The organism is Gellertiella hungarica, assembly GCF_014197145.1.
Lineage (GTDB): Bacteria > Pseudomonadota > Alphaproteobacteria > Rhizobiales > Rhizobiaceae > Gellertiella > Gellertiella hungarica.
Genome location: NZ_JACIEZ010000024.1, coordinates 1 through 11,720, shown reverse-complemented (window position 1 = coordinate 11,720; position 11,720 = coordinate 1). Strand labels below are relative to the sequence as shown.

The following is an 11,720-nucleotide window of genomic DNA, read 5'->3' as shown; positions in this document are numbered from 1 at the left end:
TCTTTCACGGAACGGTCCCTCCTTGTGGCGTTTGCGATAACGACCACGTTAGCACTTTGATGCTGTCGGAGCGGGCCGTTCCACCTCATCAAGGGGTCGGCTTACGCGAGCGTGCCGCCCTCGGGGATTCGGGAAGAGCCCGAACGCCCGAGGGTGATTGCAGATCCGGTCAGACACTTCGGGCGCCTGTCGCGCGGGGGATGGTCCCCCGCCTCCCAAGACAGGAGCCGGAACCCATGTCCTACGCAGATGCCACCGCCTTCGCCGCCAGCCTCGCTTCCACGCTGATGGTCGAGATCGTCGTGTTTCAGGCCGGAGACGGAACCCACGGCGCTTGCCCCGCCGCCGAGTTCGACGGCGACGAGGAGATGGTGGAGCTGGAACTCGATCCATGGAGCTGAGGCGCGAAAGCGCCTCACTCCGACGGCCCGGTGCCCGGGCGCAGCCGGGCCTTCTTCCCGTCAATCGCCGCCGATTGCCGCTTGCGTGCCGGTCCGCATTGCGATCTCGGCTCGCATCGGAAAGAACCGGCGGCGATCACGCCGATTTCGCTCCTTCAAGATGAAAGCCATTCGCCATGCTCAGCCATATCGTCGTGTCCGTCATGCTCTGCACGGTATCCTGCGAATCGGCGGAAATCCGGGTCTGGGACGGCGACTCGATCCGGTTGGGTGCGGGACACCAATCCGAAGCCGTTCGGATCTTCAACATCGACGCCCCCGAGATCGAGGGCCGCTGCACCTATGAATCCGACCTTGCCCGGCAGGCGAAGATCAGGCTGGCAGAAATTCTGCAAGGCCGGCGGGTGGAAATTCTGCGCCAAGGCACCGACCGCTATGGGCGGACCTTGGCGGCGATCCGCGTCGAAGGTCACGACATCGGCGATATTCTCGTCAGTGAAGGGCTGGTGAGAACCTGGGCCGGACGGCGTGAACCTTGGTGCTGACCTTCGGAACATCCTGGCGCAGGCAGGAACGGTCCTTCATTGCGATGGGAGAGTGAGAGTGCGGGCCGGTTGGCCGTGACGGGTTGCAGGCGGGAGAGAGGCTTCCGCCGCCTGTCGCGGAGTTCGTCCCATGAGCCTTCCCCGCCATGCTACCTTCACCCCGATCGGCGAGATCGTCGCGCAGCAGGTATTGCCGCGGCTGCGTCACGCCCAGAAGCTGCCGCTGCGCATCTCCTGCATCGGTATCGCCAGCTACGATGAAAGCGGTGACGTCGGCAGCTTCGACCGCACGCTCGTCATCGGCCAATGCCCGTCCCCCGAAGAAGCCATGACGGTCGCCTTCCGCCGCGTCGCGTGCGGCGACATCCTCAGCGACGCGGGCGATGCGCTGCGCTTCCGCCCGCGCGTCATGGTCATTCAGGACAGCGACCTGGGCCTTGTCCTCGCCGGAGAGGTCCGGGCCGGTATCGTTCTCTGGCAGCAACCCGTCGCTTCCGACGCCGAGGCCCGCCGTGTCGTCATCGAAGCCAGCCGTCTGCGCGGCATGGCCTTCGTGGCATCCGGGCGCGGCGACGCGGCATCTGCCCGCAATCTCCGCTACCGCGCCAGTCTCCTCGAGGCCCGACTGGTCGATCCCTTCTGGCGCGAGACGGCTGACGAACTTCTGAGGCTGCCCGAAGCCGCCTGATCCCTCCCTGCTTCCCCCTCATCCTCGCCCGGCCTGGCGTCGGGCTTTGTCGTTTCAGGAGCCTGTCATGGCCAACTACTATACCCATTTCTCCTGCCTGCTCGATGTCGGCACCCCCGAAAACGCGGCCCGCGCGCTCGAACTCTACAACGCGCTGTCCGAGGAAAACGCCGCGGAAGACCCTCCGTCCGAGGGCTTCCTGCTCTCGATCCAGCCTGAACATGGCGGCACGCAGCTCTGGATGCGCGATGACGAAACCGGCGATCCCGAGCATGTCATCCAGTTCGTCAAGCGCTGCGCGGCCGCGTTCGGGCTGACCGGACTCTGGGGCTTCCAGTATGCGACCACCTGTTCGCAGGCGCGAGTGAACGCCTTCGGCGGCGGCGCGCACGCCCTTGATCTCGCCACCGGCGAGACCGTGGACTGGATCTATAGCGGCAGTTGGCTGGAGATCGTCCTGGACGGAGGTGATCCCTATGCCTGAGATCATCGAAACCACGGTCTATCGGCTCGATGAGCTTTCCGACACGGCGAAGACCAAGGCCCGCGCTTGGTATCGCGATGGCGGGTTCGACTACGACTCGTATGATGCGGTCTATGAGGATTTCCAGCGGATCGCGGAAATCCTCGGCATCCGCTTCAAGACCCGCACCGTGCGCCTGTATGGCGGCGGATCGCGGCAGCAGCCGTGCATCTTCTTCTCAGGCTTCTGGTCGCAAGGCGATGGGGCCTGCTTCGACGGCTACTATTCCTACCGGAAGCACTCCCCCTCCGAAATCCGGTCCTATGCACCGCTGGATACGACCCTGCACGGCATCGCCGATGCCCTTCAGGCAGTCCAGCAGCGCAACTTCTACCAACTTCGAGCCGAGGCAACGCATCGCGGCCACTACTACCACGAATATTGCATGTCGATCTCCGTCACCCGCGACAGTCCGACATATCAGGACATGACCGCCGATGCCGAGGAGATCGTCATAGAGGCGCTGCGTGATCTCGCCCGCTGGCTCTACCTCCAGTTGGAGCGCGAATACGACTACCTGACCTCGGATGAGGTGATCGACGAGGCCATCGTCGCCAATGAATATACCTTCACCGGAGCCGGACGCCGCTTTGGCTGATCCTGACAAGCGCCCCGCCTGACGGCCGGGCGCTTGTTTCATGCCTGCTCTCGCCACGGATTGAGAGGGAGAGAGCGGCCGGAAGGGATTTGAGCCGGTGCGGTCGAGAGAGGGCGCTGCGCGGCTCGATCCTGTCCTGCTCTCCCGAGGAATCCCCCGATGAACATGATTTCCGCATCCGCGGCGGCATCCGCCACGGCGCCGCTTCCGCTCGACCACGACGCCGAGACCGCAGCCTGCGTCTTCACCGCTGCCAGGCTTCTCCTGCCGCATCTCGAACGCGGCCAGCGTGTCGATGCCGCAACCCTGCGCGGCGCCATGGAAGCCGCCTTCGGTGCGTCCGATGCCACCGGCGCATGGAACTGGAAGACCGCCTATGATGCCTGCGAGGCGGCGACCGTTCTCTTCCTGCGCAAATACGGCAATGCGCTTTTCCGCAAAGCCGGCACTCCTGCGACGATCTTGCCGCAGCTCGGCAAGATTGCCGGGCTTCTGCCGACGCATACGCGCCGGTCGGAGGAAGCCCAGACCTTCCAGCAGTTCAGCACCCCGGTCCCGCTTGGCTTCGCGGCGGTCACGGCGGCGGCGATCACCCCCGCCGACCGGGTGCTGGAACCCTCGGCCGGCACCGGGCTCCTCGCCATCCTGGCCGAGATCGCTGGCGGCACGCTGCTGCTCAACGAACTGGCCGAGGCCCGCGCCGGCCTCTTGTCTTCCCTCTTTCCGGCCCTCGCCGTCACCCGGTTCGACGCCGCCCAGATCGACGATCATCTCGATCCCGGCCTTATTCCGACCGTGGCGCTGATGAATCCGCCGTTCTCGGTCATGGCCCATGTCGAGGGCCGCATGTCCGATGCCGCCTTCCGCCATGTCGCCTCGTCGCTGGCGCGCCTGGCGCCCGGCGGGCGGCTCGTGACCATCACCGGGGCGAGCTTCGCATCCGACAATCCGGCATGGACCGCCTCCTGGACCCGGCTGCAGGAACGCGGCCGCGTGCTCTTCTCCGCCGCCGTCGACGGATCGGTCTATGCCAAACACGGCACGACGATCCCGACGCGGCTGACCGTCATCGACAAGCTGCCCGCCGAAGACGCGGCGGTGTTCCCGGCATCGCCCGGTGTCGCGCCGGACGTGGCGACGCTGATCGGCTGGCTGGCGGATCAGCTTCCGGCCCGGCTGCCGGTCGATCCCGGCATTGCCGTGCCGGTTGCCGCGACCCCGACGCCCCGCACCGTGCGCGGCTATATCAACCGCGCCGCGCGATCCGCGCCCGCCGCGCCTCTGGCGGAGCCGGAGGCCGTGCCGGTCGCCTACGGGACCGTGGATTGGGAACCGGCTGAGAACGGTCGCCTCTCGGATGCGATCTATGAGGAGTATGGGCTTCAAACGATTCGCATCGCCGGGGCGCAGGCGCATCCGACCCGGCTCGTGCAGTCGGCCTCGATGGCAAGCATCGCGCCGCCAAAGCCGAGCTACCGGCCCACGCTGCCGAAGGACATTCTCGGCAAGCTGTCCGAGGCGCAGCTGGAGACCGTGATCTATGCCGGCGAGGCCCATGCCGGTTTTCTTGCCGGGGCGTGGACGGTGAACGACACGCTCGACAATCTCGCCGCCGCGCCGGAAGACGCCGAGGGCGCCATCCGCTTCAGGCAGGGTTATATGATCGGCGACGGCACCGGCGTCGGCAAAGGCCGGGAATCCGCCGCCATCATTCTCGACAACTGGATGCAGGGTCGCCGCAAGGCGGTCTGGATCTCGAAGTCGGACAAGCTGCTGGAGGATGCGCAGCGCGATTGGTCGGCGCTTGGCATGGAGCGGCTGCTGGTCACGCCTCTCAGCCGCTTCCCGCAGGGCAAGCCCATCACGCTGAACGAAGGCATCCTATTTCTAACCTATGCCACGCTACGCTCCGATGACCGCGGAGAAAGGGTTTCGCGCGTCAAACAGATCGTCGAATGGTTGGGCACCGACTTCGATGGAGTGGTGATTTTCGACGAGGCGCACAGCATGCAGAACGCCGCTGGCGGCAAGGGAGAACGCGGCGATGTCGCCGCCAGCCAGCAAGGCAGAGCCGGGCTGCGCATCCAGCATGCGCTCCCCAAGGCCCGTGTCGTCTATGTCTCGGCGACCGGCGCCACCACCGTCCACAATCTCTCCTATGCGCAGCGGCTCGGCCTTTGGGGCGGCGAGGATTTCCCGTTCTCGACCCGTGCCGAGTTCATCGAAGCGGTCGAAGCGGGCGGCATCGCGGCGATGGAGGTCCTGGCCCGCGACCTGCGGGCGCTCGGCCTCTACACCGCCCGATCGCTCTCCTTCAAAGGGGTCGAATACGAATTGCTCGACCATGAGCTGACCCCGGAACAGGTCCGCATCTACGACAGCTATGCCGATGCCTTCGCCATCATCCACAACAACCTGGATGCCGCGATGCAGGCCGCCAATATCACCGGCGGTGATGGTGGCTCGGGCACGCTGAACCGGCAGGCCAAATCTGCGGCGCGCTCGGCCTTCGAGAGCGCGAAGCAACGGTTTTTCGGCCATTTGCTCACGTCCATGAAAACCCCGACGCTGATCCGGTCGATCACGGCCGATCTGGACGCGGGCCATTCCTCCGTCATCCAGATCGTCTCGACCGGCGAGGCGCTGATGGAGCGGCGTCTGGCGGAGATCCCGACCGAGGAATGGGGCGATCTGAAAATGGACCTGTCGCCGCGCGAATATGTCCTCGACTACCTCGCCCATTCCTTCCCGGTCCAGCTCTACGAGCCGTTCACGGATTCGGAGGGCAACCTGTCCTCGCGCCCTGTCTATCGCGACGGCCAGCCGGTCGAGAGCCGCGAGGCGGTGGCCCGGCGCGACGAGATGATCGCCAGCCTCGCCAGCCTGCCGCCGGTCCCCGGCGCGCTCGACCAGATCATCCAGCATTTCGGCACCGACACGGTGGCCGAGGTCACGGGCCGCTCGCGACGGATCGTCCGCAAGCGCGGCGTCACCATCGACCGGCTCGTTGTGGAAAATCGCGCGGGTTCGGCGAACCTGGCCGAGACGCAAGCCTTCATGGACGATGCCAAGCGCGTGCTGGTGTTTTCTGACGCCGGCGGCACCGGCCGGTCGTATCACGCCGAACTTTCGGCAAAGAACACCCGGCTGCGTGTCCATTATCTCCTCGAAGCCGGCTGGAAGGCCGACGCTGCCATCCAGGGGCTCGGCCGCACGCACCGCACCAATCAGGCGCAGCCGCCGCTGTTCCGGCCGATCTCGACCAATGTGAAGGCGGAGAAGCGCTTTCTCAGCACCATTGCCCGCCGCCTCGACACCTTGGGAGCGATCACGCGCGGCCAGCGCCAGACCGGCGGCCAGGGCCTGTTCCGGCCCGAGGACAATCTGGAATCGCAATATGCACGCGATGCGCTGCGCCAGCTCTACCTGCTGCTGGTGCGCGGCAAGGTCGAGGGTTGCGCGCTGGAACGGTTTGAATCCGCCACCGGGCTGAAGCTGATGGACTCGAACGGAATTAAGGACGATCTGCCCGCCATCACCACCTTCCTCAACCGGCTGCTGGCCCTGACCATCGAGCTTCAGGGCATCCTATTCACCGCGTTCGAGCAGCTTCTGACCGCACGGATCGAGGGCGCCATCGCGTCCGGCACCTATGACGCCGGGCTGGAGACCTTGCGCGCCGAGAGCTTCGTGGTGACGGATCGGCAGGTGATCTACACGCACCCCCGCACCGGGGCCGAAACCAGCCTGCTGACCATCACTGAACGCAGGCGCAACCACCCGGTCACGCTCGACGCCGCCCTGGCCGAACTCGATGATCCCCGAGCCAAGCTGCTGATCAACGAGCGTTCGGGCCGCGCGGCGGTCCAGATCCCCACCACCAGCGTCATGCTGGATGACGGCGAGATCGAGCGCCGCGTCAGGCTGATCCGCCCGATGGAAGCGCACAATATCCCCATCAGGATGATGGGCGAGACCCATTGGGTCGAGGCCGACCAGGACGCATTCGCCGCCGCCTGGGAGGCTGAGGTCGCGGAAATGCCGGAGTTTGCCGACAGCACGCTCCATATGGTGACGGGGTTGCTGCTGCCGATCTGGAAACGGCTGCCGAACGAGTCCACCCGCGTTTATCGCCTCCAGACCGATGCGGGCGAGCGCATCATCGGCCGCAAGGTCTCCCCGGCCTGGGCCGCGAACGCGACCACGACCGGCATCGCGAAGGTCACGCCAGAGGATGCCTTCGCGGCCCTGATGGACGGTCGGACGATATTCGATCTTGCCGAGGGCCTCCAGCTTCGCCGGGTCCGCGTCATGGGCGTGAACCGAATCGAACTCTCGGGCTTCACCGACACGATGCGCCAGCGTCTCGGCGCCTATGGCCTGTTTCACGAGATCATCTCGTGGAAGCTGCGCATGTTCGTGCCGGTCGATGCCAGCGGACCCGCCGTGCTGGCCAAGCTCTTCGACCGCTGGCCGGTCGAACGCATCGGCGAGCGGGAGGCCGCATGATGCCGCGTCACGACGCATCTGAACTGGCGACCCGTCTCGGCCGAGAGGCCGAGGCGGTCTGCCGCCATTATCTGCCGTCCGGCCACCGCGCCGGGCGATACTGGCTGGTCGGCGATGTGCAGAATACTCCTGGCCGCTCGATGTTCGTCCGCCTTGCCGGGCCGGAATCCGGAAAGGGCGCGGCGGGGAAATGGACCGACATGGCCACCGGGGAGCATGGCGATCTGCTCGATGTCATCCGGCAGACACTCGGTCTTGCCCACTTCAAGGACGTGGCCGAGGAAGCGCGCCGTTTCCTCGCCCTCCCGCATCCCGAACCAGAGAAGACGAAGACGCCAACCGGCAGCACATCCATCAGCGCGCCCGGTTCGCCTGAAGCGTCGCGCCGCCTCTTCGCCATGGCGCAGCCGATCCACGGTACCCTTGCTGCGATCTACCTCAACGGGCGGGCGATCACCTCCCTCTCGGACACAACCGCGCTACGCTACCATCCGCGGTGCTATTACAGGCACGACGAGCATTCGCCCACCGAGATCAGGCCGGCACTCGTTGCCGCCGTCACCGATCTCTCCGGCCACCAGACCGGCGCGCATCGCACCTGGCTCGCCCCGGACGGTTCCGGCAAGGCGGCTGTCGAGACACCGCGGCGGGCGATGGGCGACCTTCTCGGCCACGCCGTCCGCTTCGGCGCCGCCGATGAGGTTCTCGCCGCCGGCGAGGGCATCGAGACCGTGCTGTCGCCCCGTCAGGTTCTGCCCCGCATGCCGATGCTGGCGGCGCTTTCGGCCGCTCACCTCGCCGCCATCCTGTTCCCGCCGACGCTGCGCCGGCTCTATGTCGTCAGGGATCGCGACCCGGCCGGGGACGGTGCAAGAGACGGCCTGGTTGCCAGAGCAGCGAGCCTCGGGATCGAGGCGATGACGCTCACGCCGCTCAACGGCGATTTCAACGACGATCTGCGACGCCACGGCGCCGATGCCCTCCGGGCGGCCTTGAAAGATCAGCTTCATCCCGAAGACGTCCGCCGTTTCATGGAGAGGTGAGGGTGTGATCGGTCCCGGAGGCGCGGCCCAGCTTCGTCCTCTGCGGGTTTCGGTCTCAGGTCATCGCCAGAAGCATCCTTCGTCGGAGAGTCCCGCACCCACGGCCTTCGGAGAGGGCGATCGGCGCACAAACGGGACGGCAGGCCAATGGCCGGGGGTGAACTATTTTCCGCCGGCGGGGACGAGCCCCGCCTTTGCATCGCGAAAGTCAAAATAGTCCACCCCCGGCCATCAAGACCCTCGCGGAGCGGGCGAGGGCTGACCGGCCGTCCCGCCCGTGCGCTTCGACGCCTGCGAAGGCCGCGATGGGCGCGGTCTCCAGACGAAGGACGCTCCCGATGACGAACGAAACCTATTCCGCAGGCGACGAGCCGGTCCACACCTCCTCCCAGACCGATCACACCCTCACCGAACTCCAGCTCTACGGCTGGCGTCCCTTCCAGGACGAACCCGATCCGAGGCCGCTGCCCGAGGGCAATACCGTCGCTGTAGCCGTCACAGATATCTTCGACGCCCTTGTCTCGACGCTCGGCGACACCCGCTTAGAGCCCGACCTCGAATAGCTGCTCTGGGGGACCGTCAATCTCTTCCACCGCGCCACCAGCCGGGTGGAGCGTGATCTCGACGACAACGAGCAGGCGCAGCGTCGGATGCAGCGGGAACAGGACGGCAGCGAGGTGAAGTCGGTCGAACTCGAACGCCTCACGGCCGAGGGGCAGACCCTGATCGAACGGCGCAACAGCATAGAACTCTTCCGCGACCTCGCCGCCGAGGCTTTCGAGCACCACACCGGCAGCGCCTGGCGGCCGCGTTCCGGCTCGATGGTCAACCATCGCAACCTGACCGCCGCGATGATCGACAGCCGCGACTTCCTTGCCGCAAAACGCCGAGCCGAGACCGAGGTGATGCTGCCCGCCGGCCCGAAGGTAGCCGTGACCGGCGGCGCCGACTTCAACGATCACGGCTTTATCTGGGCGAAACTCGATCAGGTCCATGCCAAGCACGCGGAGATGGTGCTCTTGCATGGTGGCTCGCCGAAGGGAGCCGAACTGATCGCCTCCCGCTGGGCCGATCACCGCAAGGTGCCGCAGGTGGCCTTCCGGCCCGACTGGACGAAGCACGGTAAGGCCGCGCCCTTCAAGCGCAACGACGCCATGCTGGATGTGCTGCCGGTCGGCGTCCTCGTCTTCCCCGGCACCGGGATTCAGGAGAACTTCGCGGACAAGGCCCGCAAGCTCGGCATCCCGGTCATGAAGTTCGACGGCGGCGCGTAAGCGCCGTCGCTCGGCGGCTTTCAGCCGCCGATACTTGACAGCAGGACGGGCGAAGCCTTTGATAAGGCATCCTTGCAGAACCGGCGAACCAGCATAGTCGCAGGCGGAGCGTATCTCCCGGCAGCCTGTCGTGATCCCCAATCGTTCGCTGGAGGTTTACATGACGCTGATCCTGCTCGCCATCTCGCTCACCATCACGGCTTGCGTGATTGCCTTCAATCTCGCGATTTATGCCTTGCCCGTCATGGCCGCCATTACCGCCGCTCAGTATGCCTGGGGCGCGGGAGCCGGCGTCCTGATGTCCGGCCTCAGTGCTGCTGGCGCCGCCCTGCTGTCGATCGCGCTGGTGATCGCGGTTCTCGGCTTCGCCAAAAACCCGGTCCTGCGGCTCATCGCGCTCGCTCTCTTCGCGGTGCCCGCCGTTATCGCGGGCTATGCGCTTGTCTATGGCATCACGAAGAACGCCATCGACTCGGCCCTTGTTCTCAATCTGCTCGGCGGCATTGGCGGCCTTGCCATCGGCGTCTCGGCCGTCGTCAATCTGAACGCCCTCGGCGAGTCGGTGTTCTCGCGCTGAAACGGCGCTTGCGATCGTCTGCTTCCAAGAGGGAAACCCGGCGGCTTGCGCCGCCGGGCTCCGGCTTCCGGCTCGAACATTGGGCGGTCATGTCATCGCTGTCCTCACCGCCATCATGCTCTGTCTGCTTCGCGCTGTGGCTTGGAAATCGGTCATCGGCATGAATCCCATAGCCGTAGCGGTCAACCCCGGCAGCATCGGCGCTTCGTTCCGAAAGTTCAGCCACGAACACCTTCATTGCCACTTCTCGCAATGCAGCGGGACCGGGCCTTCCGCTGTCGAAGCCGCGGCAATGCCATGCTGCGCCTGGAAACCCGATAGCTGCTTCGTTCTCATCCCGGACGACATAGCCTTCCTGCGGCGAGCGCGAGCGCGGCCGGGAAAGAGAAGGCGGGTGGGCCGGTGCTGTGCCGCATGGTCCGGGTCTCGGTGGCCTGTCTGTTCGCTGTCGCCGGCAAGGACGATGGTTCTGCTGTGCGTCCCCGTATTTGTGCTCTCGAAAGCACCAATCCCTCCGCCTGACTGATCCCCTAAGTCCGTTCGGTTTCCACCAGCAACCCCCGCGGCTCCCAGCCGTGTTGCCGCGCAAGCGCGGCTGCCCGCCCCACCTGGGGCCTTAGGGGCAAGCTGCCGAAAGGACGGCAGTTGCGGGAGTCTCCCGACGGCCTTGGCCGGGTCTCGTCGGAGGGATGGTCCCTCCGAGGAGCAACGGAGACTTACAATGCAGAACATCGTCATCCTCGCCGGCAACATCGGTCAGACCCCCGAAACCCGCACCACCCAGGGCGGCACCGGCATCACCCACTTCACCCTGGCCACCTCGCGCCCCCGCTATTCGGAAGGCCGCGTCGTCCGCGACGAGAACGGCTATCGGGTCCAGGACACGGAATGGCACCGCATCACCTGCTTCAACGGCCTCGGCAAGACGGTCCAGCAGCATTGCGAAAAGGGCATGAAGGTTCTGGTTCGCGGCCGTATCCACTACACGAAGTGGACCGACGCCGCCGGGGTTGACCGCTACGGCTGCGAGATCATCGCCGAGACGGTGGATTTCCTGAGCCGCGCGAAGCAGACCGAGAGCGACGACGGCAAGTTCATCGACGACGATGACATCCCGTTCTGAGCGGGACGCCCGGAGCCCGGCGGCGCAAGCCGCCGGGTTTTTCCATGTTCACCGGCGCTGCCGCCGCTTCATCGCAAGATCTATAGCCCTGACGAGCGGATCGACCGCTCGGCATGGCTTATGAAAGGGGGGCAGGCCGCCCCTCTCAAACTCACCCCATGAAGGGGCAGGGCAGAGCCCCGCCCCCTCAGACTCCCCCACCCATGGAGGGGAAACCCCTCCAAACCTCCCCCTGTCGGCGGCGCCGAATATTGTCGCGGCCCCTGGTCGGGGCCGCGGGCTCTTCTCTCACTGACTTCGGATCATACACCAGCCACTCCGGCGTCAAGGACATCGCGGTCCCCCCATGTGTGGACGGCCCGTGGAATGCAAGACTCTGTATCGATGGGATCGGTCAGGTTCAGTCATGTGTCCGGCCTTTTATCGTGGCATTGTAGCC

Annotated in this window: 9 protein-coding genes and 1 pseudogene; all 10 read left to right on the top strand. The window is 65.9% G+C overall.

Going from position 1 to position 11,720, the window contains the following annotated elements; all coding sequences use genetic code 11:
* Positions 1 to 236: 236 nt before the first annotated feature.
* The 10 genes and pseudogenes from GGR23_RS22770 to GGR23_RS22725 all read left to right on the top strand — a co-directional run bounded on the left by GGR23_RS22770 (position 237) and on the right by GGR23_RS22725 (position 11,281).
* Positions 237 to 401, top strand: a complete 165-nt coding sequence (locus GGR23_RS22770) for a hypothetical protein (RefSeq protein ID WP_162936430.1) — start codon at positions 237 to 239, stop codon at positions 399 to 401.
* Positions 402 to 577: 176 nt separating this feature from the next.
* A complete protein-coding gene (locus GGR23_RS22765) occupies positions 578 to 946 on the top strand; it encodes a thermonuclease family protein (RefSeq protein ID WP_183368587.1) in 369 nt (122 codons plus the stop codon).
* 130 nt (positions 947 to 1,076) lie between these two features.
* Positions 1,077 to 1,634: a hypothetical protein gene (locus tag GGR23_RS22760; protein WP_183368586.1), complete on the top strand. Its 558-nt coding sequence runs from the start codon at positions 1,077 to 1,079 to the stop codon at positions 1,632 to 1,634.
* 67 nt (positions 1,635 to 1,701) lie between these two features.
* Positions 1,702 to 2,118, top strand: coding sequence for a hypothetical protein (locus GGR23_RS22755; protein WP_058096191.1), 417 nt, complete (start codon positions 1,702 to 1,704; stop codon positions 2,116 to 2,118).
* On the top strand, positions 2,111 to 2,755 hold the full coding sequence (locus GGR23_RS22750; protein WP_183368585.1) for an antitoxin of toxin-antitoxin stability system: 645 nt from the start codon (positions 2,111 to 2,113) through the stop codon (positions 2,753 to 2,755). The genes GGR23_RS22755 and GGR23_RS22750 overlap by 8 nt, the downstream gene beginning before the upstream one ends.
* A gap of 159 nt (positions 2,756 to 2,914) precedes the next feature.
* Entirely contained in the window at positions 2,915 to 7,264 is a 4,350-nt protein-coding gene (locus GGR23_RS22745; protein ID WP_183368584.1) for a strawberry notch family protein, read from the top strand.
* The gene (locus GGR23_RS22740; RefSeq protein WP_183368583.1) at positions 7,264 to 8,307 is read left to right on the top strand and encodes a DUF7146 domain-containing protein; all 1,044 of its coding nucleotides are present in this window, start codon (positions 7,264 to 7,266) and stop codon (positions 8,305 to 8,307) included. Before GGR23_RS22745 ends, GGR23_RS22740 begins: the two co-directional genes overlap by 1 nt.
* A gap of 338 nt (positions 8,308 to 8,645) precedes the next feature.
* Positions 8,646 to 9,581: pseudogene (locus GGR23_RS22735) on the top strand (DUF2493 domain-containing protein).
* 160 nt (positions 9,582 to 9,741) lie between these two features.
* Positions 9,742 to 10,158 carry a hypothetical protein gene (locus GGR23_RS22730; RefSeq protein WP_037094029.1) on the top strand — a complete coding sequence of 139 codons (417 nt, stop codon included), beginning with the start codon at positions 9,742 to 9,744 and terminating at the stop codon, positions 10,156 to 10,158.
* A gap of 721 nt (positions 10,159 to 10,879) precedes the next feature.
* The gene (locus GGR23_RS22725; protein ID WP_058098167.1) at positions 10,880 to 11,281 is read left to right on the top strand and encodes a single-stranded DNA-binding protein; all 402 of its coding nucleotides are present in this window, start codon (positions 10,880 to 10,882) and stop codon (positions 11,279 to 11,281) included.
* The last annotated feature ends 439 nt before the right edge of the window (positions 11,282 to 11,720 follow it).

Excerpts from the sequence above, each read along its gene's own strand:
- GGR23_RS22770 (WP_162936430.1), top strand. The coding sequence starts at position 237 with ATGTCCTACGCAGATGCCACCGCCTTCGCCGCCAGCCTCGCTTCCACG.
- GGR23_RS22765 (WP_183368587.1), top strand. The coding sequence starts at position 578 with ATGCTCAGCCATATCGTCGTGTCCGTCATGCTCTGCACGGTATCCTGC.
- GGR23_RS22760 (WP_183368586.1), top strand. The coding sequence starts at position 1,077 with ATGAGCCTTCCCCGCCATGCTACCTTCACCCCGATCGGCGAGATCGTC.
- GGR23_RS22755 (WP_058096191.1), top strand. The coding sequence starts at position 1,702 with ATGGCCAACTACTATACCCATTTCTCCTGCCTGCTCGATGTCGGCACC.
- GGR23_RS22750 (WP_183368585.1), top strand. The coding sequence starts at position 2,111 with ATGCCTGAGATCATCGAAACCACGGTCTATCGGCTCGATGAGCTTTCC.
- GGR23_RS22745 (WP_183368584.1), top strand. The coding sequence starts at position 2,915 with ATGAACATGATTTCCGCATCCGCGGCGGCATCCGCCACGGCGCCGCTT.
- GGR23_RS22740 (WP_183368583.1), top strand. The coding sequence starts at position 7,264 with ATGCCGCGTCACGACGCATCTGAACTGGCGACCCGTCTCGGCCGAGAG.
- GGR23_RS22730 (WP_037094029.1), top strand. The coding sequence starts at position 9,742 with ATGACGCTGATCCTGCTCGCCATCTCGCTCACCATCACGGCTTGCGTG.
- GGR23_RS22725 (WP_058098167.1), top strand. The coding sequence starts at position 10,880 with ATGCAGAACATCGTCATCCTCGCCGGCAACATCGGTCAGACCCCCGAA.